The organism is Rhodanobacter sp. OR87, from assembly GCF_000473345.1.
Taxonomy (GTDB): domain Bacteria; phylum Pseudomonadota; class Gammaproteobacteria; order Xanthomonadales; family Rhodanobacteraceae; genus Rhodanobacter; species Rhodanobacter denitrificans.
In genome coordinates, this window is record NZ_AXBJ01000035.1 from 1 (window position 1) to 26,703 (window position 26,703).

Annotated in this window: 19 protein-coding genes; 10 read left to right on the forward strand and 9 right to left on the reverse strand. The window is 58.0% G+C overall.

What is annotated here, in order from left to right; genetic code table 11:
* Window positions 1-99: 99 nt before the first annotated feature.
* Window positions 100-1,242, forward strand: coding sequence for an inorganic phosphate transporter (locus RHOOR87_RS0117705; protein ID WP_231381832.1), 1,143 nt, complete (start codon window positions 100-102; stop codon window positions 1,240-1,242).
* A 575-nt stretch (window positions 1,243-1,817) separates the two neighbouring features.
* On the opposite strand, the gene RHOOR87_RS0117715 is transcribed toward RHOOR87_RS0117705, so the two are convergent.
* The 8 genes from RHOOR87_RS0117715 to RHOOR87_RS0117750 all read right to left on the reverse strand — a co-directional run bounded on the left by RHOOR87_RS0117715 (window position 1,818) and on the right by RHOOR87_RS0117750 (window position 16,372).
* Entirely contained in the window at window positions 1,818-3,566 is a 1,749-nt protein-coding gene (locus RHOOR87_RS0117715) for a UvrD-helicase domain-containing protein (RefSeq protein ID WP_196806996.1), read from the reverse strand.
* A gap of 14 nt (window positions 3,567-3,580) precedes the next feature.
* Entirely contained in the window at window positions 3,581-5,395 is a 1,815-nt protein-coding gene (locus tag RHOOR87_RS0117720; protein ID WP_027485790.1) for an AAA family ATPase, read from the reverse strand.
* Window positions 5,396-5,486: 91 nt separating this feature from the next.
* Window positions 5,487-6,131 (reverse strand): hypothetical protein, encoded by a 645-nt coding sequence (locus tag RHOOR87_RS0117725; protein WP_027485791.1) that lies wholly within the window; start codon window positions 6,129-6,131, stop codon window positions 5,487-5,489.
* A gap of 149 nt (window positions 6,132-6,280) precedes the next feature.
* Window positions 6,281-8,971, reverse strand: a complete 2,691-nt coding sequence (locus tag RHOOR87_RS0117730) for a DEAD/DEAH box helicase family protein (protein WP_027485792.1) — start codon at window positions 8,969-8,971, stop codon at window positions 6,281-6,283.
* Window positions 8,968-10,044, reverse strand: coding sequence for a virulence RhuM family protein (locus tag RHOOR87_RS19425; protein ID WP_027485793.1), 1,077 nt, complete (start codon window positions 10,042-10,044; stop codon window positions 8,968-8,970). Before RHOOR87_RS19425 ends, RHOOR87_RS0117730 begins: the two co-directional genes overlap by 4 nt.
* Window positions 10,041-11,681, reverse strand: a complete 1,641-nt coding sequence (locus RHOOR87_RS19430) for a site-specific DNA-methyltransferase (protein ID WP_043795943.1) — start codon at window positions 11,679-11,681, stop codon at window positions 10,041-10,043. Before RHOOR87_RS19430 ends, RHOOR87_RS19425 begins: the two co-directional genes overlap by 4 nt.
* A gap of 41 nt (window positions 11,682-11,722) precedes the next feature.
* Window positions 11,723-13,513, reverse strand: coding sequence for an AIPR family protein (locus tag RHOOR87_RS0117745; RefSeq protein WP_081700027.1), 1,791 nt, complete (start codon window positions 13,511-13,513; stop codon window positions 11,723-11,725).
* 3 nt (window positions 13,514-13,516) lie between these two features.
* Window positions 13,517-16,372, reverse strand: coding sequence for an SNF2-related protein (locus RHOOR87_RS0117750; RefSeq protein WP_043795948.1), 2,856 nt, complete (start codon window positions 16,370-16,372; stop codon window positions 13,517-13,519).
* Between the two features lie 360 nt (window positions 16,373-16,732).
* Here RHOOR87_RS0117750 and RHOOR87_RS0117760 point away from each other — a divergent pair, with 360 nt between their 5' ends.
* The 5 genes from RHOOR87_RS0117760 (at window position 16,733) to RHOOR87_RS0117780 (ending at window position 20,931) form a co-directional block, all read left to right on the forward strand.
* Window positions 16,733-17,218: a JAB domain-containing protein gene (locus RHOOR87_RS0117760; protein ID WP_027485796.1), complete on the forward strand. Its 486-nt coding sequence runs from the start codon at window positions 16,733-16,735 to the stop codon at window positions 17,216-17,218.
* 320 nt (window positions 17,219-17,538) lie between these two features.
* Window positions 17,539-18,495: a DUF932 domain-containing protein gene (locus tag RHOOR87_RS0117765; RefSeq protein ID WP_027485797.1), complete on the forward strand. Its 957-nt coding sequence runs from the start codon at window positions 17,539-17,541 to the stop codon at window positions 18,493-18,495.
* Between the two features lie 12 nt (window positions 18,496-18,507).
* A complete protein-coding gene (locus tag RHOOR87_RS0117770; protein ID WP_231381831.1) occupies window positions 18,508-18,960 on the forward strand; it encodes a hypothetical protein in 453 nt (150 codons plus the stop codon).
* An 85-nt stretch (window positions 18,961-19,045) separates the two neighbouring features.
* Window positions 19,046-20,041 carry a lambda-exonuclease family protein gene (locus RHOOR87_RS19435; RefSeq protein WP_081700028.1) on the forward strand — a complete coding sequence of 332 codons (996 nt, stop codon included), beginning with the start codon at window positions 19,046-19,048 and terminating at the stop codon, window positions 20,039-20,041.
* Entirely contained in the window at window positions 20,035-20,931 is an 897-nt protein-coding gene (locus RHOOR87_RS0117780) for a hypothetical protein (protein WP_027485799.1), read from the forward strand. The genes RHOOR87_RS19435 and RHOOR87_RS0117780 overlap by 7 nt, the downstream gene beginning before the upstream one ends.
* A gap of 258 nt (window positions 20,932-21,189) precedes the next feature.
* Here RHOOR87_RS0117780 and RHOOR87_RS0117790 read toward each other — a convergent pair whose 3' ends face one another.
* Window positions 21,190-22,560 (reverse strand): DUF3987 domain-containing protein, encoded by a 1,371-nt coding sequence (locus RHOOR87_RS0117790; RefSeq protein WP_027485800.1) that lies wholly within the window; start codon window positions 22,558-22,560, stop codon window positions 21,190-21,192.
* Between the two features lie 415 nt (window positions 22,561-22,975).
* Between RHOOR87_RS0117790 and RHOOR87_RS20070 the strand changes: the two genes are divergently transcribed.
* The 4 genes from RHOOR87_RS20070 to RHOOR87_RS20075 form a co-directional block, all read left to right on the forward strand.
* Window positions 22,976-23,170 (forward strand): AlpA family phage regulatory protein, encoded by a 195-nt coding sequence (locus tag RHOOR87_RS20070; RefSeq protein WP_081700030.1) that lies wholly within the window; start codon window positions 22,976-22,978, stop codon window positions 23,168-23,170.
* 256 nt (window positions 23,171-23,426) lie between these two features.
* Window positions 23,427-24,713, forward strand: coding sequence for an inovirus-type Gp2 protein (locus RHOOR87_RS0117795; RefSeq protein WP_027485801.1), 1,287 nt, complete (start codon window positions 23,427-23,429; stop codon window positions 24,711-24,713).
* A gap of 274 nt (window positions 24,714-24,987) precedes the next feature.
* The gene (locus RHOOR87_RS0117800; protein ID WP_027485802.1) at window positions 24,988-26,205 is read left to right on the forward strand and encodes a hypothetical protein; all 1,218 of its coding nucleotides are present in this window, start codon (window positions 24,988-24,990) and stop codon (window positions 26,203-26,205) included.
* 324 nt (window positions 26,206-26,529) lie between these two features.
* Window positions 26,530-26,703, forward strand: a 174-nt coding sequence (locus RHOOR87_RS20075; RefSeq protein WP_027485803.1) for a transposase, incomplete at its 3' end; no start/stop codon positions are given.

A 26,703-nucleotide genomic window follows, 5' to 3' on the forward strand; every position in this document is an offset into this window, starting at 1 on the left:
CCTCGCCTCCGTGCCGTAGCGCCGGATGAACTGCGCCATCGACAACCCCGACTGGAACTGCACTTGGTTCATGGCCATGCCGGTTCTCCGCCTCGTAACATGGCACTGAGCCTCCGCCGCGCACGTCTCACATCACGCGACAGTCGGCTGAGCGTCGTCGCTAATCAGGTCTCCGTATTGCTGCTGGCAGCGACCAATGGTGCCAACGACAACTTCAAGGGAGTGGCCACGCTTTACGGCAGCCGAACCGTGGGCTACTGGACTAGCCTTGGTTGGGCCAGCATCACCACGCTGGCCGGTTCGTTGGGTTCGGTCTATCTCGCACAGGGGTTGCTCAAGGCCTTCACCGGCGCAGGACTGGTACCTGCCGACATCGCAGCGCAGACCAGCTTCGCACTGGCCGTGGCGGGCGGGGCTGCCATCACGGTCGCCTTGGCATCATGGCGCGGGATGCCGATCTCGACTACGCATGCGCTGGTTGGTGCGATGAGCGGCGCCGGGCTGGTCGCCGCCGGCATGGACGCGCATTTCGGGTCACTGGGCAGGAGCTTCCTACTACCGCTGCTGGCCAGTCCGCTGATTGCCGTCATCCCTGCATTCCTCAGTGCCCCGCTGCTGCGCCGGCTGGTGGTGCGCGCAGAACGGAAACGCATCGACTGTTTGTGCATTGCTCAAGGCACGATCACCACGCCCGATGGCCTGATGATGCGCGAGACAGCCGTGCTGCGCACCGGCAGTACGACCGAATGCGGCGGCAGCGATACACGCACGCTCATGCGTTTCGATGCTACCCGCCAAATCGATACGCTGCATTTCCTGCTCGCGGGGGCAGTAGGGTTTGCGCGCGGACTCAATGACACACCGAAGATTGCTGCCTTGTTATTGCCCATCGCGATGCTCGATAGCCACGCAGCCGTGCTCGCCGTGGCGATTGCGATGTTGCTTGGTGGGTTGCTTGGCGCACGCAGGGTCGCCCGTACCATGAGCGAAAAAATTACGGATCTGGATCTTGGTGCCTCGCTTGCAGCCAGCCTGACCACCAGCCTGTTGGTCAGTACAGCGAGTTTCAACGGCCTTCCAGTATCGACAACTCATGTCGCTGTGGGGGCGCTGGCAGGCGCCGGTGCCAGCGGACGGAGCGGGGTGAATCGCAGAGTGATCACTGACATTGCACTGTCGTGGGTGGTCACCTTGCCGGTCGGGGCGCTCTTCGGAGCGATCCTCTATGCGTGGGTGCGTTGAGCCCTCTTGCTCGGCGAGTAGCCAGAAGGGCTGGATTGGAGGTTGGGCATGTAATGCCCCAGCTGCATTACTGGGTCGACGCCGTGCAGCACCGCGAAGGTAGGCTCTCCCACGCGGTAGTGTTCTTCACGGGCGGCTTCCGGTGCGCGCTTGGTCGCCGGACCAAGCTGCGGTCGTAATGCATCACGGTGCCCAGGCTGTGACACCTGAAAGTGTCACATAAACTGTCACATGGCCTGTTTTGAGCTTCATGGAGTGGCAGGATGCCATCGGGGAAGGCAAGGCGAAAACAAAAAAGCCCATGAAATTCATCGGCTTCTCTGCAAAATACGAATGGTGGTATGGGTGCACTCGAACAATGACCTACAAGCCCTTGTCTTATGCGATTCTCTGAAGTATATCAGCAGCACCTACCGTCAAAGTTACCGTCAGACGCTTCGTACTTCCACTTCAGGCTCCTGACCATTCTAACGGTTGTCGCTCGCATCAGCATGCAATGAAGTCATTTGCGGTCCACACAGCCTGTGGCCCTAAGCCTGGCTAGTTAGTAACCAATCATCGCAACGAACTGAGCGTTAGAGCTTGTGTTGACCAACGATAGGGCAGGCAGGATAGATGGGCCCAAGCATCAACGTGTGGGTTTTTGCTCTCGTGATAGCGACCCTGAGAATCTTGCGACTGCGATGGTAAGGAGGCTGGTCGCCCCACCACACGAATGAGGAGACCAGTTGTTGTCCATCGTGCCTTGCTTCGCGGACCACGATGACGCCATCGAACTGCTTTCCTTTTGCCTTGTGCACATTCATCACTTGGACACCCGGGGGATCGTCGACGCCCCCAAGAATCTGATCCTGCGCCAGAGCGAGCTCGAGAATTCCACGCGCGCCGGTGTACTGCCCATCGCGCACCCACACCGCACCGAGCCCACTACTGATGCGCTTCCCGCGATTGAACGCCACCAAGTAGTCCAGATTTTTTGCTACGTCCGTCAGGCTCGTGTCCCCAGCCTGCCGGAGTGCACGTTTGATAGTGATCCAATCCTTCCCAGGGTCGCCGGAAAATCCTTCAGCGCGTAAGTCATCCATTACGGCGAGCAGAGACTGAACAAACATTGCCCTTGGCACTTTGCCAGCCCGAAATGCCAGCGCCCAAGCTTGCCACTGTTTCGCAATTGCCAGCCCGCTGGCTTGCTTCGCCGTAGCGAGCAACTCAAGTGCCGTCGTCAGATCTCGTATTCGGTCAACGGCATGCTTCGGTTCAAGGAGGAACGCAGCGAACCGAGCCGTCAGAAGCGCCTCCGCTTCATCAAACAACAACTTGTGGCGAACTGGCTTAGGTTCCGCGTTCAGCGCGGCCGAAATTTTGGCGGCCGCCGCTCCGGAATGGACCAAGATCGCAATGTTCTTGCCGTACTTCCCTGTCGCCTTCCTGATTGCCCTCTGCAGCATGCCTATCGACATGCGCAAGACCACACTTTGGGTACGCTGCTTCGGGTTGTATTGAAAGCTCGATACGCCAGCGTAAGGCGAGCCGCGAACCTTTCCCAACAATATGTCCTGCCCAAACGTGGCGATCTCGGTGCCGCCGCTCCGGTGGTTCTGGGCACCGAGATCAATCTCCAAGGGATTCAGCGATTTCTTGATCGCCGCAATCCGCTCAGGACCTATACCAGGCAAGTAGTCAAATATCTGCTGCTCCAGGTCTGCCAAGCAGATCACTTGGGCCGTCGGCGCCAGCAATTCGATGCAATGCCAGGCGTGTTCGTTGGTATCTTGGGCCTCGTCCACGATGATTAGCGGATAGCGCTGTGTGATGAGCCTACGCACGTGCTCGCTTCGCGCCAGCAGCTGCGCGGCGTTGGCGGGAAATAGATCGAATGCGATTCGCCCATCCTCGCGAAAAAGTCGCTCTCGTTCCGCCAACCATGCCTGCCATACGGGGTTCTCTTCCTTCCGATCCTTTGACTTGATCGTCCCATAGATGGCTTGTTCGTCTTGCGGTAACAAAATGCGCAGTGACTTGGGCGCACCGAGCAAGTAAGCGTGTGCCGACAGCACTGTCCAGAAGAAGGAGTGGAAGGTCTGCATACTCAGCATCCCCCGCTGTGCCTTCGGGACCTCCAATCGCGTGGCTTCAACGACCCTAGCTACGGCAGCCCGGGAGAAGCTCAAGAACAAGACCGATTGGCCGGGTGCCATTCCATCCCTGAAGAAGGCGATCGCCTTCTTCAGGGCGATCGTCGTCTTACCGCTGCCAGGGCCTCCGATGACTAGAGCGTGCCCCTTGCAATCAATGAGCTGCTTGCGGAGGTCGCAGGTCTCCATCAGCCCCTCTGCAGTCAACCTGCGGCCACTGCAGGCTTCGCAGGCACCGCAATGGCAACTTCCACGGGGATGTCGGCCGGCTTTGGGAACATGGCATAGACCTGCTTCAGAAAGCCCGTCACGGTCACTGGCAGTTCGGCAACCGTACTGCCTTCAAATAGCCGTGCCGCCCAACCTGCGCCCTTGCTTCCTTCCAGCGCTGACCTCGCGAGCTTCCTTAGGTCTGCATCACCGGGACGCGCAGTGGGAATTGCGAAGTTGCCGTTGTCACCGGATACTCGCAAGTCGTCCAGGAATGCCCACAGGCGGTCGAGCGACATCTCGTTCACTATCAACGCCTCGAAACCCGCGTGGACGTGCTCGCAGTCCACGTCGAACGCATCAGAAAACTGTTTCTTTTTCTCTGGTGTACGCGCGATGAAATCGTAGAATGAAAACGTCTTGAGGCCGAGGGCCTTAAAGAAGGTGCCGAACTTAGGCATCGCACCCTCACTCTCCGCGTCGAAGAATGCCGCGCCCGCGATGTCGAGGGGCTGAAGCGAGTCGTCGCTCTCTTCCAACATTCGCGCGGCAACCGGCAGCGCGTGAAACTCGGTCAACCCCTCCACGACGATGGCTCCCTTACCAAGCATGCATTCCGTCAGTCCGCGCCTGGCATAGCGTTTGAAGTCGTTGCCCTTGAGGCTGCCGGCATCCGACACCCTCCTGGCATTAACGCTGGAATCCGGCCCTCGCGACAGGAGCAGGGTTTGCTCTGGCTCAAAGCGCTCGATGACATACGGGGAATGCGAGGTCGCGAACGCTTGTGTCGTGTTGTGCAGCAGGTAGTCCGCGATCCGTCGCTGCGTGTGAGGCGGCACCGCGATCTCGGGCTCTTCCATCGCGAAGATCACCGACGTTGGTTTTAGCTCGGCAATAAACGACAAGAGAGCAAGGACCAATACGTTCAATGTTCCTGTCCCGACCTGCTGGAATGGTACTGGTGTCTGATCCTTGGACATTGCAAGGAAGAAAGCCATGGTCTTCCGCAGGTGCTCACGTGTCAGCTGTGAAACATGCAATTTTGTCGTCCTGCCTTCCACGTCGGATGCAATGTAGCGCCCGAGTCGTGCCTCAATCGACTCCAACACAGGCTGTAGGTGCGTTGCGTCCTTCTCAATATCCAGATCTCGTAAACGCTCGATAGCCTTTTCCCACAAGCCAGCGCGTGAGCCCCTGAGACGAAGGATGACGTCTAAGAGAGAACCTCGCTCCAGACTCAAAGCTCGAGAACCTGTGCGGACAGCTCGCAGGTATAGGAATCCAAACAATCGCTTGATCTCCTTGCTGACCTTGTCCAGTTCGCCAGGCTCTGCATTTGGACTGCGCGAGTAGCAAGTCTTTGCCTCAAACTCATCTTCTTCTGGGTTGTAAGCGGCCAGTGTCTCCAAACGAAGGCAGCTCACAACCAAGGGAGGATTCGCAGCATCCGCCTCGCCTTCATCAAGAAGCCGCCTCTCTGCCGTATGCCAGAACTCCAGATGCTGACCACAACGATTCTCAATCTCCGCATTGATGTCTGTCAGTACTACCTCGATCTGGATCGGGATGGCCGTTGGTTCTTCGCCTTCAACCGCGCCTGGCAGAAGGTACCGGGCGTTATGAAAATCGAACTCCTCAACCGGCGGAAACCTTGATATCCGGTCTGGCCCAAGAACCAGGTCCAATGCTTCGCAGATCGTGCTCTTGCCAACATTGTTCGGTCCGACGATGAGACAATGCCCATCGAAGTACAGTTCTGCGCTTTTGATGCTCCGAAAATTCGTAATCTTTAGGCGCACAACTTTCATCCGTGTGTCCCCTTCCAGATATGTAAATCGTGCAAGCTCGTGCACACACCCCGACTTGTCAGCACTATGCCAAAACTTGCCGGAGTAGCGTTCAAGGATTCACGGAAGCTGAAACCAAATCGTTCAACAGTGCATCCGTATCTCGTTGGACAGCGGCCACATGCATTGAGTAGGGATAGTGAAGGATTTCCCCTCTCTGGGGCACATGCTCATGGCCGGAGCCGACCGCGAAAAGCACCTTGAACACATATTCGAGCTGTTCTAAATCCTTCGCGATCGACAAATGCGTGAATCCGGCGGCGTCGAACTGTGCCATGAATTTCCCACGCTCCAAATCGGTGTGACCGAAGAGTTTGTGTCGTAACTTGTTGTATTTGTTGCCGATTGCGTCGAGCTCCTGCCTAAGAGGCCTAAGAGTGCCCCGAAACTCTTCGGAGATCCGGTCAGGGATCTCAGTCTCGATCGCTGCAAGAATTGAATAGAGTGATGCGACATCTCTACCCTTGTCTAGTAGCGCACTTATGCTGATAAACAACGTCGTCTGATGTGCCACAAGCGTCGCGTACCAAAATCCACCTCGCGCCTGGATCGCAGCGTTTAGTGTTCCATCCACCTCCGCATCGCCGCGCTCATTGATCAGTCGGCTAATAACGGCTGACTGGAGAGCTTCGCTGAGTCGCATTTGGACGGTCTGAAGCTGTGACTCGATGCTGTCGGGGTCGGAGTGATGCGCCATTTGTAAGCTCCATTCGCGGATCTGATGCAGATTTCGGCTAGGCCGATAGTTAGTGCCGATCGGTGGATCGAAGATTCTCGGCGTCGAAAAACTATCGAAGCACGAAAAGATGATCGGCAACGATGGAGACGCGAGGAATTTCTCCTAATTTACCCGCGAAACCGGGCGACCAGGCCAGACAACGTGTTGTTACCCGCTATCTCGTCGTGTGGGATCAGCACGTAGCTCCATGGCTTGCCGCCATTCGCCAAGGCATACGTCGATGCGTTCGCGCACCACTCCATCGCAGACTCCTTTTTGGCCAGAACAATCGCGTCTTCCATCTCCTTGTTCTTTTTCGGCTCCAGCATGTAGATGGCATCCTTCGTCTCGGCGACGAAGTCCGGCTGGTATTCGAGATGATCCGCACCCTGGCGATAGAAGATCTGGAACTGGCCTTTGGCGGGCTTGAACCACTTCAAGGCGTCGCGATCGAGGATGACAGCCAGCTTGCGCTCCGCTTCTGAGTCGAATTTCTGCACCGAATACAGGCACCGCTCGAAACCTGTAAACAGGTACTTCGCCATGTTGCTCTTGTCAGCAGGCGAGTCGCGATAGTCAGCAGGCGCTTCCTTGACGGCATGCGAATAGGCGCTCTGCTTCAGCTCGGTGTACCCCTTGCTGATCTGCACGTCATAGCCACCGCCATCGTCCTCCCAGTAGTGCTTCTGCATCTGCGCATGAACAAACTGGGCGATTTGCTTTTGATGAGTCCGCAGCACACGCCGGGCCTGCTCCTCGGTCAGATAGCTGCGCAAGTGCAATACCACCTGGCCCGCAAGCTCATAGAGGAGGTCGGCATGTCCTTCGTAGGACACGTCATCAAAGTCGACCAGGCCCGAAACCACGTAATCCTCAAGGCGCACTTCATCGACACCGCCACTTCCGAGCACCAGCGCCTCGACCCCTCCCGTGCGCAGGTATTGCATCCACAGCTCGTCCGAGAGCGCCTGGAAGCGCATTCCTTCCAGCTGCAAGGTGAAGGGTTTGAACCCGGAAAGCACCTCGCCCTTCGGCACCACCAGGATGCGTGGAATGTCGATCGTCTGTTGCGTCACCAACTCGACCGTCTTCGCCACGATGGCCGCAACATCAGGCTTCTTCGCCAGTCCTTCTAGTGCCATCTGACCGGGCGGCTGCTGTTCCTGCACTGCCTTCACAATGGCCGCCTGCACTTCCGGTCGCTTCAGGTGCTCCAGCGTAGGCACATCCGCGGGACGATTTTCGAAAGAGCGAATCACGTCCCATGCAATCTGCGCGATCTGCTGCTCTTCCGGCTTCCGGAATGCTGGTGGCGGTTGCACGCCCATGCTAGAAACGGTGTTATCAGTCTGCTGCGCAGGCGACAAACCGAGCTGCCCCGCCAGTTGCGATTGTGAGACGACGGTTTCCTTTTTTGACTCCAACTCGGTGCCGTCCAGCACGATCGACGCCATACGGATCGGGTTGCCCGGCTTCCTGGCCTCTTGAATGATCTCGTCGAATTTGTCGTGCGCGACAATGTTGAGGCGATCCACTGCGGCGATACCGGTTCGTTTGCCATAGGGCAGGCGCAGCCCGCGCCCGATCGATTGCTCGATCAGGATTCGCGCGTTGGCCGCACGCAGCGGCACTATCGTGTACAGATTGGTGACGTCCCAACCCTCCTTGAGCATGTTGACGTGGATAACGATCTCGGTCGGCTCATCGGTGTGTTCCACCTTGAGCAGGCGCTCGATCATCTCCTCCTCTTCTGCGCCGCTCTTGCTGGAGTCAACTTGGATTACCTTGTCGCGATAGCGGCCCTCGAAAAACTTGTCGGACTGGATCAGTTTCAGCAGCTGACCGGCATGCGTCGTATCGCGCGCAATGACCAGCACGAAGGGTTTAACGATCGCGTTGTCGGTCTCACGCGCATAGGTCTCCAGGTCGACCTTCACGCTCTCGTGCAGGCGAACGCCATCTTCCAATTTCAGGCGCTCCAGCGCTTCGACCGACATGCCCGCCGGATTGAAGTCCTTGCGGGTGACGACCGCCGGCTCTTTGACGAATCCGTCGGCCATCGCCATACCCAGCGGGTAGTCATAGATGACATTGCGGAAAGGGATCGCGCCCTTGCTAGTTTCCACGAGCGGCGTGGCGGTCAGCTCCAAGCCAAGCACGGGCTTGAGCTCGTTGATCGCGCGCAGTCCCGAACTGGCGCGGTAACGATGCGACTCGTCCATCAGCAGTACCAGATCTGGCAGGCCTGCCAGATAGGCGAAATAGCTTTCGCCGATGTATTCGGACAGGCGCTTGATGCGCGGGCTGCGACCGCCACGCACTTCGGAATTGATCTTCGAGATATTGAAGATATTGATCTTGCATCGCAGCAGCACGTCGAACAACGAACCCGCCATTGACTCGTAGTTGTCGCCGGTAATGATCGCAGGCGCGTCCGTTGCAAACTCGGAAATGCCCTTGAACACGTACTTCGGCGTGTTCGGCGTGAAGTCCGCGATCAGCTTGTTGTAGATGGTCAGGTTGGGCGCAAGCACGAAGAAGTTGTTGATGCCATGCGCCAGGTGCAGGTAGGCGATGAACGCCCCCATCAAACGCGTCTTGCCTACACCGGTGGCCAGGGCGAAACACAGCGACGGAAATTCTCGCTCGAAGTCCGTGACGGACGGAAATTCGCTGCGAATGATCTCCAATGCTGCGGCAACATCCGCGGCCTTTCTTGGCGGCACGACCTCGGTGATGCGATCCAGTAATTCCAGCGAGCGCCGCTGCGGTGGACGCAAGCTCAGACGGCCAGCAATGGCATTGACGTGCCGGTTCATTCCTTGTCTCCCGTTTTCGAGCCCGGCTTCTTCCGCGCGGGGCTCCGCTTGCCGGCTTCGATCTGTTTGAGCTTGGTGGTTGCTGCGTCGAAATCTCGCTCCACCGCTGTGAGCTTGTTCGCCTGCTGTTGGCGATACAGATCGAACTGCGCGCCGGCATGCTCCACCGCCGATTCGTGGCTGATCCGACCGGCGTGGGTGAGGATGTCGCGCTCGCTCAGTCGCAGGAAATCGTCGAGTTTCCCGATCCAGGCTTGCATGGTCATGGGACGCCGATTCAGTGCCTGCAGCTCGGCGAACTCCAGGTAAGCATTGACGATGCGGTTCAGCGCCTCCAGCTCTTCGACCTCCAGATAATTTTTCGCCACCGCGGCATCCGCCTTGCGCGGCCGAGCCGCGCTCCAGCTCGTCATGCCCATGTTTGGCTTCCGTGCGTCAGCGCGCGCCCTGACGACTTCCGCTGCCGTGTGGCCATGCGCCGCCCAGTGCATCTTGTTCTGGATCGTCTTGAAGAAACGCTGGCTGGCCTCTGCGCTTCCGTCGTAATCGACGCTGGTGGCGTAGATGTCCAGCACCTTGCGCCAGAACATCCGTTCCGAAGAGCGGATATCGCGGATGCGGGACAAAAGCTCTTCGAAGTAGCCATCGTCCGGCCCGCGCTTCAGGCGCTCGTCGTCCAGCGCAAAGCCCTTGACCAGGAACTCCTTCAGCCGTTCGGTGGCCCACTGGCGAAATTGCGTACCCAGCGGCGACCGCACCCGGTAGCCAACGGCCAGAATGGCCTCCAGGCTGTAATGATCCAGGTCGCGGCGCACTACCCGATGCGCCTCCTGCCGAACCGTCCGGAAACTCCGGACAGTTCGTTCAGGGTCGCATTCACCCTCTTCGTAGATGTTCTGCAGGTGCTCGCTGACGGTCTTGTTGCTGACCTGATAAAGCTCCGCCATCTGACGCTGGGTCAGCCAGACCGAGCCGTCCTCCAGCCGCACCTCGATCCGCGTACGCGCGTCCGCCGTGCGATACAGGATCAGCTCGGAAACGGGCTTGCCCTCATCATCGGCGTCCGTGCTCATGCCTCGTCCTCGGTGAACAGTCCGGCTTGCGCAGGCAGTGGAGCATCCGACTCGGGCGCTTTCGGCAGGTTCTCAATCTGCAGCGAATAATCGTCGTGGCCCCACTCGCAGCGCGATAGCACCTGCTTTGGGATCTTGCGGACGGTCAGATTGGGGAAGTCACCTTTGCCACGAAACGCCGGACAGAGCACCAGCAGTGATCGCTCCGGCCCGACTTCGTCGGCCAGTTGCTGCAACTGCTCTTGGCTTAGCGTCGCGGTGGTGACGTAGATGAAGTCGCGCTCGGTGGAATAGCCCTGTTGCCAATACACCGTGTCACTTGGCGCATAGGTGAAGCCCTCCAGCTTGCACAGCGCCTCGGCCAGCATAGCCGCGTTGTAGTCACGGTGGATGACCCAATTGCCCCACTTGTCTTTCTCCAGCAGGGATGGCGCGAGATGGTAGTAGCGGAAGCCGCCGCCGCCTTTCCAACCGACGGCTTCGGTGATGCCGCCTTTGTCTTCGCCGTCAATGATTTTTTGCAAACGCGGAACGACGTGCGTATGGATGTGCTCGCCAAGCTCAACCATGATCCAGCGCCGGCCCATCTTCTGGGCGACAGCGCCGGTAGTGCCAGAACCAGCAAAGGAGTCAAGAATGAGGTCGCCAGGATTAGTAGCGATATCAAGGACCAATTTTAGAAGCTTCTCAGGCTTTGGAGTGTCGAACTTCAGTTCAATACCAGCAAGTTCTGCGAGTGCCTTAGCTTCGCGATTTGCTTCCCGATTATCTCCAGCCTCTTCATAGCCCCACCAAGTCCATGGGACCATTTTGTTTTCCGATTCATTCCAAAATTTCTTCCTTTGGGCCATTCCTTTGCCATCGAGCCCGAAGTAGATTCTGTTATCCGCCACGAGTTCCTCGAACTTCTCTTTCGTTGTGCTCCAGTGCCTTCCCTTCGGTGGCCATAACGACCTACCGCCGGGCGTAACGATTTCATACGTTAGGTTGGGACGTATGTTTGGCGCATGAAAAGGTATCGGTAACCAATCGCCTCGTGGATCACGGTCACGGTTCTGGTAAGTCGCTCTTTGCTTATCACTCGAATCCAGTTTATTGACAGAAAATTTCTCGAACGACTTGGCGTACACAAGGACATGATCATGTGCAGTCGAGAGCGCCCGAGCGTCGTTCCTACGAGTAAGCGTTTTCTGCCAAACCACGTTAGAGACAAAATTCGCTCGCCCAAAAATCTCATCACACAGCACTTTGAGGTAGTGCGCCTCGTTGTCGTCTATCGTGATCCACAATGAACCATCGTCTGACAACAATCGACGAATGATCTCCAGCCGATCACGCATCAACGACAGCCAGATCGAATGCTCAACCCCATCGTCGTAGTGCTCAAACGCACTGCCCGTGTTGTACGGCGGGTCGATGAACACGCACTTCACCTTGCCCGCAAACTCCTGCTCCAGCGCCTTCAACGCCAGCAGGTTGTCCCCGAAGATCAACCGATTGTCGAACTGATCGTTCTCGCCAAACCGATGGCCTGCGTGGTAGCTCTTCGTCTTGTCCTCAAGCAGGATGCGCGGCTCCAGCTTCGGCCGCGTTTCCTTTCCGATCCAGGTGAGTTCCAGTTTTTGCTTCCTGGTCACAAATGTTCTCTCTCTTGCGTGTTTAGGTTGACACCATGCCTTTACACAGGTGGCAACGCTGGCCGGGCCACTGGTTGCACATCTTCTGCAGCAAGTCGTTGCAGTACTGTATCTGCAAGCGGCTGCGCATCGGTCAGATTGCGAAAGATCCCCAAGTATCCCTTGTATCCTTGAAGCGGCTCCGACGTCGAATAGATCAGCTCGGATAGCTGATTTGTACGCTGCGACAGCAGTGCCTGCTCCTCGACCGACAACTCGAGTTGCGGCTTCTCAATGACATCCAACGAACGATGCGCCACGAACGCCATGATGAAGTAGCGGCCGTGTCGGAAGAACATCCGCCGTTGGTAGGACGATTCTGCTCCCTCCGAACCGGCAAGAATCTGGTCGATGAAGCGGTAGATCTTCACCAGGCGATACATGCGCACCCCGGAGAGATCTGCAGAGAACAGTTGGCCGTACAGCGCTCCGCCCTGATCCCACAATCGGCCGATCTCCTTCTTGGCAGTGGTGACGAAATCAATCGCATTGCTCGGGCGCGGCCGCCGTGCGACCTCCGCCGCCAAGAGTTCCGCTGCTGAGCGCGCTTTGAATCTCAGGCAAGCAAGGGCAACGGCCGCGTCCTCCAACGAGAACGCGCCATCCCGCCGTGCGAAGGCCTCTGCGGATGGTCGGTAAAAATATATGGCTCCCGCAGCAGCCAGCTCCTGACGGAGGCGCTCTTGATTGGGATCGAGTGCCGCAAAATCCACGCCACGCACGACGTTCTGGTGATTGCGGGCTTTGGTGATCCGTTGCCCCAGGTCGCCGGCAACGCCACCAATCTCGATGATCGTCACCATGAGTTTGGCTTCTTGAGAAAGATGGCCACCGAGCGTTGCCGTGGCGATTGCCCCGGCAGTCTGCGCACCATTGACGATTGAGCAATTGGTCAGGGCGAAAGTGCACTGACGTTGATCGCCCTGTGCTTGCGCAATGGACTCAGCGACGATGGTGATTCCGTTGTTCAGGTAGAAGAAGTCGTTGGGTGCCTCCCTGACCGTCCTCGTTATCGCCGCATTGACCCCAACGGTTCCCAGATACAGTCGGATGTTCCTCTCAAAAAGGGCTTGGCCGTGATTCTCCACTAGGCCCGCCAACGCCGCGGCGCGGATCTGACCGTAGACGGCTTTTCGCGGTGCGTTTACACCTGCCCAGTTCTCCAGAACAACTTGATCGTCAACCGACGCGGGGGCTTGCTCAAGGGCCAGCCAGTTGTACACAACCCCGAGCCCGGACGTATGCCATTCGAACAGCAAGGAAAGCAGATTGAGTTCCGCGGCGTAGCCGTTGAGGTCATCCGCTGCATGCGGGCCCATGGCGTCCCCAAGGAAGCTCATGTGAAGCTCGATGCGGATCCCCGGTGTTTCTAGCGCCTCTTCGATCTCGTCAAGGCGATTACGTACAGCCTCATTGAATTCGTTGAATCGTCGTGCACGTAGTGCCCGCAGCCCGTTGATGGTTTTCTGCACCTCCTCTTGTGAAGGCGCAGCCCCGGTTCGTTTGAACTTCGATTGAACGCAAACCAGGCGACTGCGAGCGCGGTCGAAAAACAGTGCGTCCAACCCATGGTCATCGGAACCATCCGTTATGGCTCCCACGGCGACCGCATCATCTACCCGGCAACACCCAACGATCGTGTAAGCCGCCAACGCGCGCGAAAGACGATCCAGGTCATGTTGATCCTCCGTCCAGCCTTGACGGTTTGCCTTTGTTATTTTCGGGACAGAAGCGAAGAATCGCGACCGAAGGCCGGCCTCAAGTTGTACAAGCATTTCCGGGCGAGTTGGCATGCGTTAGCTCAGCGTCCAGCGAAGCACAAAGACAGATTCGAGGGATTTGGTCTGTTGCAATTTTCCCTCAATCGCGGAAATCAGATCTTGTCGTCGTGCATCGACCTGATCTTGCCCATCGAACAGCGCGCGTCGCTTATGATTGCGTAGCATCTCCAGCGACTTGATCTGCTTCAGGCCAGCAAGCTTCTCATCCAAGGTCAGCGCCATCGTTGCTGCGCGGCGCGCATCCTTGACCTGCCGATCCAACTCCTTGATCTCACGCTCCAGCCCTAGCTTCAGATCGTCGGCCCAGCCATCCAGCTTGTTGACCTCGGCTTCGAAGAATTGAGCGTTCCGATCAGAAACCGCCCGCTGGATCAGCGTTTGCTGTTTCGTTGCAACGTCCACCAGGAGCGATTCATCCACCGATACGCCTTGAGGCATAACCGACCCAGGCAAGGTCAACAATCGCCGAGCCGCATCTTCATCCAGGATCTGGCCATCATCGGTGGCTGCCGCGACGATCAGGTGGTCTTCGCCCTGATCCAGGGACTCGACACTGAACAACCACACCGCAAGCTGGCCGGACTTGCCGATGAGCGGCTGCAGCGCACTGATCTTGCCGGCGTGTTGGCTGTAATCGAAATGGATTTCCGCCGTCGGAAGCTCACGCGCCTTCGCCTGTGCCACGAGCGCCTCGGCAAGCGGATGGTTCAGCCGATACAGGTGGGCTTCGCCGTTACGACGCGGCAGCTCGTACAGGCCACTGGGAATGTCTGCCATCTTTTCCGCGAATGGCAAGCTGGTGAGGCGAAAGGCACCGTCACCCAGGAACTCGGCATGCCCCGCAAGTTCATGGCGCGTCAGCTGCATCAGCAGACGCTCGTAGCGACCTAGTTGCTCCTCGGAGTCCTGTTTCCGTACCTTCAGTTTTTCGCGCACTTCGTCATCGAAGTGTTCGAGCAGCTTTTGTCGGGTACGAGTCATGGATTCATCGATCTCCAGACTCAGTTCGAGCTGGAGTTGGTCGAAGGCCGACTTGATTTCCTCCTGCTTGCGGCAACCTTGGTAGATCGCGGCGATGCGTTTCTCGAAGTCGACTCCCGACTCGATGGTACCCAACACCTCGTCGCTGGCTCCAAAGACGCCTTCGAAAAGGTGGAATTTTTCGGACAGCAGTTCGAACACGCGCTGGTCGGCAGCGTTCTTGCGGTTGAGAAAGTTCACCACGACCACGTCGTGCTTCTGTCCGTAACGATGACAGCGACCGATACGCTGCTCGATGCGTTGCGGATTCCAGGGGAGGTCGTAGTTCACCACCAGAGCACAGAACTGCAGGTTGATGCCTTCGGCACCCGCCTCAGTGGCGATCATGATGCGGCCTTCGTCGCGAAAGTAGTCGACCAAGGCCGAGCGCATATCGGCGGTCCGCGAACCGGTGACGCGATCGCTACCCTGATGGCGCTGCAACCATTCCGCGTAGATCCCCTTGGAACGCTCGTCGGTGTTGGTACCGTTGAACAGTACGATGCCGTCACTGAACGGACTGTCGGCGAGCACGCGCAACAGGTAGTCCTGCGTGCGGCGCGATTCGGTAAAGATGATCGCCTTCTCGTCCGCGCCCAGTTCGTGCGCCTTCGCGAAGGCCACGGTAAGCGCCTTTAGCAGCGCGGTTCCCTTGGCGTTGGAATGAATCGACGTGGCGAGTTTGGCGAAGGCTTCCAATTCGACGATTTCGTCGGCCATGGCCTTGCGGTCATGTTCGCTCAGTGGCTCGCCGGCCGTGTCGTCGGGCCACTCCTCGGCCGTCTCGTTAAGCGCTTCGTAGTCCTTGTCGAGGTCTTCCGCCAGCGACTCCTTTGGCGATTGCGCAGCGAGCTCTGCCTTGAGGCGGTTGGAGATCGATTGCAGCGCGCCGGCGATGGCGAAGGTGGACGATGCCAGCAGCTTGCGCAGCACCAACGTCATCAGCGAGCGCTGGCTTGCCGGGAGCGCGATGAGGTTGTCGCGCTGGAGGTATTCCGAGACCAGCGTGTAGAGACGATCCTCGCTCTCTTCCGGCGTGAACTCCTCAACCAGCGGTAGACGTCGTGTGTACGGTATGTAAGCGACGACCTGGCGACGTAACGTGCGATGGCAGATCGGCTTGAGGCGCGCTTTCAGCACGTCGAAAGCTTGCCCTTGACTGACATTGGCAAACTGCTCGCGAAAGCTCTTGACGTCACCGAAGGTGTGCTCGTCGATGAAGCTGACCAGCCCGTAGAGCTCCAGCAAGGAGTTCTGCAAGGGCGTCGCCGTCAACAGTAGTTTGTCGCGATTGGCCAGCGCCAGCTTGAGCGTGTTCGCTATGACATTGGTCGGCTTGTAGACATTGCGCAGGCGGTGCGCTTCGTCGATAACGACCAGGTCCCATGGCACGGCCTGAACATCGGAGGCCTTGCTGCGGGCGAACTGGTAGGAGCACAGGACAATCTCCGGCCCCTCGAACGGGCGAAGATTTCCCTGCTTGATGGCCGCGTTGTACGACTTTGCTTCAAGAATGCGGCACGGCAGGAAAAATTTCTCGGCCATCTCCTGAAACCACTGCTTGCGCAGGTTGGCCGGTGTGATGATCAGGATGCGGCGCTTTTTTTCCGCCCACTTTTGCGAAAGCACCAGTCCCGCTTCGATCGTCTTGCCCAGGCCGACCTCGTCGGCCAGCAGGGCACCCTTCGACAACGGCGAATTGAACGCGAACAACGCCGCATCGACTTGGTGCGGATTCAGATCGACCTGCGCGCTGGCAACCGCACCGGCCAACTTCTCTGCGCTGCCGGGTGGAAAGCGGCGCGTGAGCTCGTGCGCGAAATATTTGGCCTGGTAGTCGGTCAATTCCATTGATTTTTCGTTCTACCCGAGCCTTTTTTACGATGATTTGCGCGTCTTGGCCCTGCGATGGCCAGAGCGCCGCTGATTGAAAATTATTTTAGACCTATAACACCTCATGGAGCGTAGCAGGCCGGCGATCGGCGTTAACGATCGACCAGGTGCTGCCCGCCAAGTTTCGATGCCATACTTGGGGCCTCGTCTTTGACGTCCGCCGTGCGGATGATCCCGCCCTGACCTGACGCCACGACCGGCTGCATCGAGCGGCCCCACTGATCTGTTCGTTCCATCCCCTTCCACGTCCTCGCGACGCATAGAGCCCGGCCTCACGGTCGGGCTCTATGCGTTTATGCCGTCATCAAGGAGTTCGTCATGCAACTCGCGCAATCTTTGACTCACACCCGCTACAAGCTCACGGGCGAGACGACCGAGCAGGACGTACTTGCTGCAGCCGAAGCTATCCTGAAGAGCCGGCTGGAACGCCAAGGCAGCATTGGCACGCCGATGGACGCCAGCGAATTTCTGCGCATGCGCTTGGGCGCGCTTCTGCACGAAGAGTTTCACGTCCTGTGGCTGGACAACCGTCACCGGATCCTCGATTGCCAGAAACTTTTCACCGGCACCGTCGATGGGGCTAGCGTCCACCCCAGGGAAGTGGTGCGAGCGGCGCTGGCCATCAACGCAAGTGCGGCGATCCTTGCGCACAACCATCCGAGTGGGTTGGCGGAACCCAGTGCCGCTGATCGAGCGCTCACCAATGAGCTTGGTGATGCACTGAGGCTCATTAGCGTTCGTATTCTGGATCACATCGTGGTGGGCAGCGAGTGCGTCAGCATGGCGGAGCGCGGCCTTCTGTAAAGATCCGCAACGATTCAAGGGCATCCATCAAAGAAATCTCAGATCCACATTACACCTGTGAAGTCGGTGGTCATCGGCTTCGCGTTTGGACGCTCCGCGTCACAGCGTTCGCAAGGAATACCTGACTCATGACAGGCAAGCTCGGCACGATCTACTGCGTCCTGGTAGTCGCTACTGCGGTTCTGGTGGGCATCGCCCGATGCACTCGTTGTAGCGACTTCAAAGCCCCCTGACCCAACCCGTCACAAGCACTACGCGCAAGGCCCGGACATGTCCGGGCCTTGCGCGTTTTTATGCCACCCACTTACGAGGAAACGACAATGCACCTGGTTGAAACCATGGCCTACGCCGGTGAAAAGCCCTGGCACGGCTTGGGCAATAAGCTTGCCCCGCAGCAACCCATCGAGGTCTGGAAGAAGAACGCGGGCATGGACTGGCAGATCGAGCAGTCCGAAGTCCGTTACATCTCCGGCAGCAACAACGTCGGCGTCATCAACGCCTTTCCGGAACAGAAGGTGCTCTACCGCTCCGATACCAAGGCTCCGTTGGCGGTGGTATCCAAACGCTTTCACGTGGTGCAGCCGGGCGAGATCCTGGAGTTCTATCGTGACCTGACCGCCTGCAACGGGTTCGAACTGGAAACGGCCGGCGTGCTGCGCGAGGGCCGCAAGTTCTGGGCGCTGGCGAAGACGGGCCAGAGCACGACGCTCAAAGGCCGCGATCGGGTGGATGGTTACCTGTTGCTGGCCACCGCCTGCGACGGCACGCTGGCCACCACGGCACAGTTCACCTCCGTGAGGGTAGTTTGCAACAACACCCTGCAAATCGCTCTGGGGAACGCCAGCAGCGCCATCAAGGTGCCGCACCGCAGCCAGTTCGATGCAGACACGGTCAAGCGCCAGTTGGGAATCACCGTGTCGTCCTGGGATGGCTTCGTCGTCCGCATGAAGGCGTTGGTCGATCGCCCGGTCGATCCCGACTCAATCGAAGGCTTGCTGCGCCGGGTGTTGACCTACGCAGCACCGGACGGCAAGTCACCGGTGGTCAACGAACAGGCCTTGGCCACGGTGCGCTCGCTTTACGAGGGCGGTGGCCGCGGCGCACTGATGGCATCCAGTCGGGGTACGGCATGGGGCCTGCTCAACAGCGTGACGGAGTTCGTCGATCACCACCGCCGGGCGCGCAGCGGCGATCACCGCCGCGACGCGGCCTGGTTCGGCCAAGGGGCGCAGATCAAGCAGCGTGCCTGGGACGAAGCGATGAAGCTGGTCGCCTGAAGAAGTCATGTCATGGGACTCGACATGTACCTGGAAGCCAAGCGGCACGTGGCGCCCTGCGACTCGCAGACAGAACCGATGCGTCGTGCCATTGGCGCGGCCATCGGCTATGTGCCACCGAAGGACAAACCGGGAAACGACGCCTCTTTGCTGGAGGTCTGTAGCGTCACGGTGCGCGTCGGCTACTGGTGCAAGTTCGTGGCCTTGCATCAATGGTTCGTCGGTAACGTCCAGGGAGGACACGACGACGACCGCGCCGCCTTCGTTTCGGTAGACGCTTTGATGAAGCTGGAGGAACAGCTCGAACAGGTCGGCGATGACCCGGCGAGTGCCAACGAGTATTTCACCGCCGATGAGGATGAGACGCTGGAGGAAAGTGATGTCGACTACACGCTGAAAGTCCTTCGCCACGCCACGCGATTGCAGGAGCAAGGCTGGGACATCTATTACCGCGCCAGTTGGTGAGATCGGCCACGCAGAGGGTTCATCTTTGATGCAAACGACATAACGCCCGGCCCTTTGGCCGGGCGTTTCTTTTAGGAGAACCACCATGAAAAAGCGATCTGCCTTGCGGTTGGTCGATACACGCACGCTGGACCGGGGCCAATGGCTGGAAGTGCGCCAGGGCGGCATCGGCAGCTCCGATGCCGCCACCGCAGTCGGCCTCAACCCTTACAAGAGCCCGCTGGAGCTGTGGGCGGAGAAAACCGGGCGTGTCGTCGCGCACGCGGAAAGTCCAGGCATGGAGGATCCGCGCTACTGGGGCACGCTGCTCGAACCTTTCGTGGCTACCGCCTACCAAGAGAAGACCGGCCGCAAGGTCAGGCGGGTCAACGCCGTGCTCCAACATCCCACCTTCAACTTCATGCTGGCCAACATCGACCGGGAGATCGTGGGCTGCCCGGACGTGCAGATCCTGGAGTGCAAGACCGCCGGCGAGTTCGGCGCGCGGCTGTGGAAGGACGGCGTGCCGGAGTACGTCCAGCTTCAGGTGCAGCACCAGCTCGCCGTGACAGGCCAGCAGGCGGCAGACGTGGCCGTGTTGCTGTGCGGGCAGCGGTTGGAGATCTATCGCATCGAGCGGGACGATGAGGTCATCGCCAGGTTGATCGTGCTGGAGACGAAGTTCTGGGAGTGCGTGCAACACGACATCGAGCCACCTGCCGATGGTAGCGAGTCATCCGCGCGGACCCTGCGCCAGCTCTACCCCGGTAACGATACGTCGCTCGATTTCACGGGCGACGATGCCCTGTGCAAGACCTTCACGTCGCTGTCGGCGCTGAAAACCCAGCTGGACGAAAAGGAACGCATGGCAGAACAACTCAAGCAAGCCATCCAGCAGGCGATGGGCGATGCCTCGCTGGCGATCTTCCATGCCGGCGAGGTGACCTACAAGCGATCCAGGGATGGCACCACCATCGACACCAAGCGCCTGGCAACCGATCACCCCGCGCTGGCTGCGCAGTACACCGTACCCCGCGCCGGCTCACGGCGGTTCGTGCTGTCTCTCTCACCCGATGCCAATGAAGGAGTCTCCCCATGTTGAAAGGTCTGGCTATCACCCCACCCGTGGTCGGGCGGATTTCGATCGGGCACGTGGTCGAGCGCAACGGCAAGCGGCTACCGGAGAAAGATGATCAGTTCACCCTGACCACCCAGGTGCAGAACCGCGATGGTTGGATCTTGCATCCGCTGGACGAAGCCTTGCGCAAGGAAGCGGGCGGCAAGTTGCGTTCCATCCCGGTACGCATGCTGTTCAACGACCCGGCGCTCAACCTGCGGGCCGACTACTCGCTGTTCGATCGCACCACGGGCCGGCCGGTGTGTGTGGGCAATGGCGAGACCTGCCGTCGCACGAGTAAGGACCGCGTCGATGCCCTTCCGTGCGTGGGGCCAGACACGTGTGGCTTTGCCAAAGGTGAGTGCAAGGCGTATGCGCGCCTGAACGTGTTGGTGGGCGATGGTGAGGCCGATGCACTCGGCTCATTCGTCCTGCGCACCACGTCCTTCAACACGATCCGCACACTGGCGGCGCGACTCCAGTACTTCCACGCCGTATCAGGTGGACGACTGGGGTGTCTGCCGTTGGAACTGAAGCTGCGCGGCAAGTCCACGGCCATGAGCCATCGCACGGCGATCTTTTACGTCGATCTGGTGATTCGCACCGGGCTGACGTTGGAGCAGGCAATCGTCGATGCGCGCCAGCTGGATCAACAGCGGCGGGATGGCGGCTATGATCAGGAGGCGCTGGACGAGGCGGCCCGCCTGGGGTTTGCCAATGGGGCGTTCGAGGACTTGGCAGAAGACGTCCATGCCGTGGTTGAAGAGTTTTACCCCGCGAATAGCAACGGGCAGAGCGTAGACGTCGGCGAAACTGCACGGTCAGACCTGAAAGACAGGCTTGAAGCGCGAGTGGCGGCGTCAGGTGTTGGCTGATCCAAGAAGGAGGCGATGGCGATGCTCAGGATCGTTGGTGGTGTGGTGGTGTACGGCTTTGCCTTGTTTGGGCTCGCGAGATACTTGCAGGAGACAAGCACACGGCACGATGCCTAATGGGGAAGCTAAATGCACGGAGGGGGAGCTTTCGCTCCCTCTCCGTGCATTGGTGCCAGCGTTTTTTTTGGCATAAGACGAAGTAATGAAACAGCCGACCTAACGGAGACGTGTACACCTGCCCCTACCGCCTCCGCTGGGTCAATTAGTCAAGGCCGAGGGCCAGTACCGATAAGACCCATTAAGCCGTTGAAACAAAACAGCGCGGACCGTCAGGCTATCTCTCTCACCATCGATTTCAACCAGGTCACCCATGACCAACCAACCCAACGTCCTCTGGAAGCGGTTTTTGGCGAAGCCCGTCAGCAATGCAACTTCGTCCAGCGGCACCCAGTCATTGCGCAAATGAGCTCTGCGCACAGCGATGCTATCGAGCATGAATTGCATATCCGCGTTCACCCTTTGCTGGAGACGTGGCAATTTCGGCTGTCGCATCGGCTTTGGCTTCAAGGGCTTGGGCGGTGGTTGCAACGCGTAGACGAACACGTTGCGAAACTGCACAAGCGACCACTCCACGAACGTCCAGGCGCGCTCGATCATCTCGCGAGAGATCGGGCCCTCGCCTTGGCACACCAGGTGGAAGTTGCTCGCCAGACGTAGGGTGTTTTCAGCGGCGCGACCAGCGGCGTCTTGGATGTCGTGAAATTCGTCGTTCATATGCCCTCTGAGCCAGTAAGCAATCTCACGCAAGTGAGCATTGGCGTAGGTATCCATCACCAGCACCTTTCGTGCAGGCTGGCAGGAATTGGGCTGAACCTCCCCAGAGGGAAGCAGCGCCTGCAGGCGCTCCATTAACGGCAGATGGCTCGGCATGGATACCGAGCTTGCCGCGTACCACGGCGTCACGGGGAATCGCGCAGGGTCGTAACAGAAGGTTAGGAACCGCGGCCAGAGACCCAAGTGGCGGCTCTCAGACTTGTTGCGCCCAAGGAACCCGTAAAAAAGCTCGGGCTGGATGCGAAGACCAATTTCCACACAGGGCTCAAAGGCGTCCTTATTGCCGTGATGCCGACTGAACTTCAAACTTGCTGGGCCGCTCCACGCTTGCGGAAGTTTGCTGATGAAGCCGCGTTTCATCAACGGACCATCCAAAAACGAATAACCATCTTCCAGTTGAATTGACGCACTTTTCCCGTGGCCAGCGAGGCAGGACATCAAGGCACTGGGCGTAATGTCCTGAAGCAGCAGATCATCAATGGTTATTACACTAGAAGGCTGAATCTGTTCCGTTGTCTCCAAATCACCAGATGCCTGGGAAAACATTCGGTACGACTCGCCCTTGCCGACAGCTGTCGGAGCGAGCGAAAGCGTGTTCACCGTGGTCGGCATGGGGCTGTTGTTGAGGCCCATGACCTTGAAGCCGCGTTGCGTGACCGTGGACGTAAAGGCAAATGCGTCCGACGCCACTACCTCCGGCGGTGCGCCGGTGCGTCGGCAGATGTGCACGACTGCCTCCGCGAACGGGGTGGGAAGATTTTCGATCGGGCAGTGCGGGCGTTGTTGGTAGTCCATGTCGAAGGCTCCAGCGTCTGAGGAGCCAGCTATATAAAGCTCGAACGCGAAGCCATGCCAACATCCCGGGGAAAGTTCGGAATTTTCCAGATTCGAAAGATCTGTGTGCTGCCACATCTTTGTAGAGAAATTTCGATCGCGCAGACGGTATTGGACTATGTCGAGTTACCCCGTAGGGGCTTTTTACACCAAAAAAAAGAAAGCAAGGATCTCCCACAGCCAGGCAGCAGTCTTCGCGTCTCATGCCCCATGATCGTTGCGAAAAGGGCGCGAGCTATCTGAAAGCCAGAGCCGGAAAGTAGGAACTTTCCCGGGAAAGAATGCTGGACCAAGCGACATCTGCTGAAATGCCGCCACTGCCACGCATTTGTGGCGCAGCGCAGAACCCCTTATGTACGCCCTCCAACCCAGCAAGATGTCCCCAACCTTGCCGCCCTATGAGATTTTCCGCATATACGAAGTCGTCGCGATCGTAAAAGTCGGGCGATCGACAATTTATAGCTGGATGAAACAGGGAAAATTTCCGAAACAACTCCGTTTGGGATCGCGCGCGGTCGGCTGGTCATCCAAGGCAGTTTTTCAATGGCTGGCCGAACGCGAGGCGGCCTAATTGACATACGCGGTCGCAGCGCTATCTCGACACGGCACACAATTGCACCGATACCAAGCATTTACGGGGATAAGGCATGCGGATCATCGGGAATGTTGGGCAGGTAACCTGTGTCGATTTCCGGTTCCTTAGTTTTATTAGCAATTAGCAATTCAATGCGTTGCTCATAAGCGACCTAGGCGGTTACCCGTAGCCATCTCATACGCAAGGATAAATAACTAAGGAGGAAGCAACTTTAGCACTAGGAAAAGGGCCCATGCTTACATCCTCAATAAATGTTCCAGACTCTGATTGCGAAGAGGACCGAACTTACCTGGGACAGACCATCGCGGACATCCTTCGCCGCGAGCAAGCTCACGAGCAGGTTGCCGACAAGATTCCATACTTGCAGACGCCTGATGGTCCGGAGTTTAGATACGACATTGACGACCAGCTCATGCTGGACTTCATGCCGAGCCTGATACGCCTGCATGCCAGACTGATGGCCAGCGACGCGCCACCAGTGGCGGCTACATTCGTTCGCTGGGCGCAACGACCCGGATTCAAGCTGACCACGTTGGGCAGACAAGTTCTATCCGCGTGCTTGTTTTTTGGTGAGCGGGAAGATGAAGGAAGGAACTGGCAGCATGCCTACGCTGACCACCAGTTCCATCCAGTCATTGCGGTAATGTTCCGTGCAGTGGCTCGCTGGTGGTCAGCGATTCGCGAATGGACAAACCCTGACCACGCCATGATCGACTGCACGGGAGACATGAAGTCCGTCGAGGCACTCCAGTATCTTGTCGACTATGTTCGCCGCGTGTGCCGTACGCAGGCATTCAAGAACGTCTTGCACGATCACGAGCGCAAGGCAAAGGACAACTTTCGAAGCGGTCGTGACTACATCACCGAGCAGTTCGAGCGGCACGCGCGTCTGTTGGTGTTGCGTGTGGACTTGTATTTCAGGCCGGATGCGAAGGGTTGGGCCTACTGCAAGGTAGCGGACATGGCCGTCATCAATTATCTACGTGCGCTAAGGCTGGGCCGCATCGTGCCAGGCTACCTCGGCTTTATCATCAAGCGGGAGAACGGCATCAGCCGTGGGCTGCACTATCACCTGATGGTGTTCCTCGACGGACATCTGCATCGCAATGCGTATCACCTGACCCAGCGCATGGGCGAGGCCTGGGTGAGGCGCGCGGGAACCGACAAGGGCAGTTTTTTCAATTGCTACGCCAGGAAAGACCTCTTTCGGTACAACGGACTTGGCCTAGTGCATGTCAGCGATACAGCGAAGCTCATCGGCATCCGCATCGCTCTGTGGTACATGAGCAAGCAGGATTGCGTGCTCATGGTGGATGATTCCAAGGTCAAGAACTTCTGGCGTGGCTGGAAGGTGAAGGGGCACGCCAACCGCGGCGCACCCCGCAAAAATGGCAACGACATGGCGTTGGTGAAGCGCCTTCTGGGCGGGGACCGCAGTAAGTACCCGCCGAGCTTCGAGCCGCCGAAGAACGGGCGCGCAGACCGAATGGCGGTAGGGCCGCGTATCGCTGCCATGTGATGCGGGCAGCTATCACCTTTGAAGGCCATATCGAGCGCATAAGCGGGGGAGCCGCCGCTCCCCTGCCTATCGATGCGAAACTCTCTTGGCGGCGCGGCTATCTTGATGGCCGCAAAAACGTCGAATCGCACTCGCTCGCTCCACGCAGAATGGTGATAACAGAACCAAGCAGAAGTAGGTGTGCGCCCCAGGAAGGCAAGGGCCAAGGCAGAAGCGGCGGCACGATGGTGCAAAGTGTGCTTCCGATCGTGCCTCGACTGGACGTTCGAGGCGGATGTACCTGCTGATCCCGCATGGTGAAATCGTCGAGAATGGCGCAACTAGTCAATCAGCTGCTGCCCGTGCGCAAACCGTAGTTTCGCTGGAGATGGATATGCCTGAAAAGATGTTGCGCGCGTCAGATATAGATTGGGCCGAGGTGGGAACTTCGGCTGATAGCCATCTTGTGTTCTGCATGCGCAAGGAAGTTCCTGTGTATTTCAAGGTGAATAGAGAAAGGCACCTTGTATATCGCCATCACCACGTTCAACTCGATGCGGGTTCCGGCATTAAGTCTCTTCCCTTCATGGGAATCGATGAGGAACTTGTTTTCCTACGCCTTGATAATTCTTCACTGGCGGAGATTGCGCTTTCTCGGTCTTCCTTCGTGCCGAGCTTTTCGGGGGACGGCTTTTCTATTCCACGCCCTTACCGCATCACGGGGCACACGATTCCTGCGCGACGAAATATAGGCAAGTACGAGAACATCACGGACCCAACTCTGGAGAAAGTCGAGTTTTACCACGCTTTCCTCATCGACAAGAAAAGATGGGAGTTGTCTGCATCCGAATTGACTGTGTCTGATCAGAAAGCGCTAGAAGAGTGTAAGGATTCACTTGAGATCAGAGAAAGTGATTTGTACTTTACTTCCACTGATATCGCGGCGCTGAAGAAGGAAGCTCAGGAGAGCCGTGAGGTAGCACCTTATCCTTACGCGCACAGAGAGCGGATGCCCGGCATCTATTGGATGTTTCAAGCTGCTTATGCTCATAACGACCTTAAGATCCTATTGAAGGAAAATATTAAGGAGTGGTTATTAAAGAGTGCCGGCAAAAGTACCTATCGCCACAAAAGCATCCGAACAGCCAAAAAATTCGTCCAGCTTAGCCTTGATCGCGCGAAAGGCGGTCCTGATCGCGGAAATTTTTATCTTGAAAACCTTGGCAGTTCGATCGATGCAGAAAATTACAAATTTTCCTTCGCCAGTGAGTATCTATCCGCAATCCTTGTCATCGCTGACTGGTGGGCAGAAGTGATCGGCCTAGAACCCGACACGAAAAATTTAGATCTTGCTAAAAGGCTCGATCAGAACCAGTTTGGAGGCTTGGAAATAGGTGATCTGGTTTACCTCATCAGTGGGTCGAAGATCACAGAGGAAGAGAACACTTCGTTTGAGAAGTATTTGAAGAAAAACGGCAAACCAGTGCGTCGTATTATTGATAAGAAGCCATAAGCGGGCCGCTCGCAGCAGACACGCCAACCTACCGTTTGCCCTTGTCGACCGACGCGGTGGTCAGCTGATTGCGCGGCTCGGCACGCACCGATTCATCTTCGAAATACTCACCCGTCCGACGTGCTTCATCTCGGAAATTCAGACCACGCAATATGAACTTGTGTTGTAGCTGGCGCCCGGAAAGCCTGATCACACATTGATTGTAAGTCGGACAATCTCCCGCCTTCGCGCAACCTGATTAGCGACGACGCTCAGCCGACTGTCGCGTGATGTGAGACGTGCGCGGCGGAGGCTCAGTGCCATGTTACGAGGCGGAGAACCGGCATGGCCATGAACCAAGTGCAGTTCCAGTCGGGGTTGTCGATGGCGCAGTTCATCCGGCGCTACGGCACGGAGGCGAGGTGCTACCGGGCGCTATACCGGGCGCGCTGGCCGCAGGGGTTCCGCTGCCCGAGGTGCAACAGCCGGCCACGCTCGCGGTTTCGCCGCGCGGGCCGG

Excerpts from the sequence above, each read along its gene's own strand:
- RHOOR87_RS0117705 (WP_231381832.1), top strand. The coding sequence starts at position 100 with ATGGCACTGAGCCTCCGCCGCGCACGTCTCACATCACGCGACAGTCGG.
- RHOOR87_RS0117715 (WP_196806996.1), bottom strand. The coding sequence starts at position 3,566 with ATGGAGACCTGCGACCTCCGCAAGCAGCTCATTGATTGCAAGGGGCAC.
- RHOOR87_RS0117720 (WP_027485790.1), bottom strand. The coding sequence starts at position 5,395 with ATGAAAGTTGTGCGCCTAAAGATTACGAATTTTCGGAGCATCAAAAGC.
- RHOOR87_RS0117725 (WP_027485791.1), bottom strand. The coding sequence starts at position 6,131 with ATGGCGCATCACTCCGACCCCGACAGCATCGAGTCACAGCTTCAGACC.
- RHOOR87_RS0117730 (WP_027485792.1), bottom strand. The coding sequence starts at position 8,971 with ATGAACCGGCACGTCAATGCCATTGCTGGCCGTCTGAGCTTGCGTCCA.
- RHOOR87_RS19425 (WP_027485793.1), bottom strand. The coding sequence starts at position 10,044 with ATGAGCACGGACGCCGATGATGAGGGCAAGCCCGTTTCCGAGCTGATC.
- RHOOR87_RS0117745 (WP_081700027.1), bottom strand. The coding sequence starts at position 13,513 with ATGCCAACTCGCCCGGAAATGCTTGTACAACTTGAGGCCGGCCTTCGG.
- RHOOR87_RS0117750 (WP_043795948.1), bottom strand. The coding sequence starts at position 16,372 with ATGGAATTGACCGACTACCAGGCCAAATATTTCGCGCACGAGCTCACG.
- RHOOR87_RS0117760 (WP_027485796.1), top strand. The coding sequence starts at position 16,733 with ATGCAACTCGCGCAATCTTTGACTCACACCCGCTACAAGCTCACGGGC.
- RHOOR87_RS0117765 (WP_027485797.1), top strand. The coding sequence starts at position 17,539 with ATGCACCTGGTTGAAACCATGGCCTACGCCGGTGAAAAGCCCTGGCAC.
- RHOOR87_RS0117770 (WP_231381831.1), top strand. The coding sequence starts at position 18,508 with ATGGGACTCGACATGTACCTGGAAGCCAAGCGGCACGTGGCGCCCTGC.
- RHOOR87_RS19435 (WP_081700028.1), top strand. The coding sequence starts at position 19,046 with ATGAAAAAGCGATCTGCCTTGCGGTTGGTCGATACACGCACGCTGGAC.
- RHOOR87_RS0117780 (WP_027485799.1), top strand. The coding sequence starts at position 20,035 with ATGTTGAAAGGTCTGGCTATCACCCCACCCGTGGTCGGGCGGATTTCG.
- RHOOR87_RS0117790 (WP_027485800.1), bottom strand. The coding sequence starts at position 22,560 with ATGGACTACCAACAACGCCCGCACTGCCCGATCGAAAATCTTCCCACC.
- RHOOR87_RS20070 (WP_081700030.1), top strand. The coding sequence starts at position 22,976 with ATGTCCCCAACCTTGCCGCCCTATGAGATTTTCCGCATATACGAAGTC.
- RHOOR87_RS0117795 (WP_027485801.1), top strand. The coding sequence starts at position 23,427 with ATGCTTACATCCTCAATAAATGTTCCAGACTCTGATTGCGAAGAGGAC.
- RHOOR87_RS0117800 (WP_027485802.1), top strand. The coding sequence starts at position 24,988 with ATGTACCTGCTGATCCCGCATGGTGAAATCGTCGAGAATGGCGCAACT.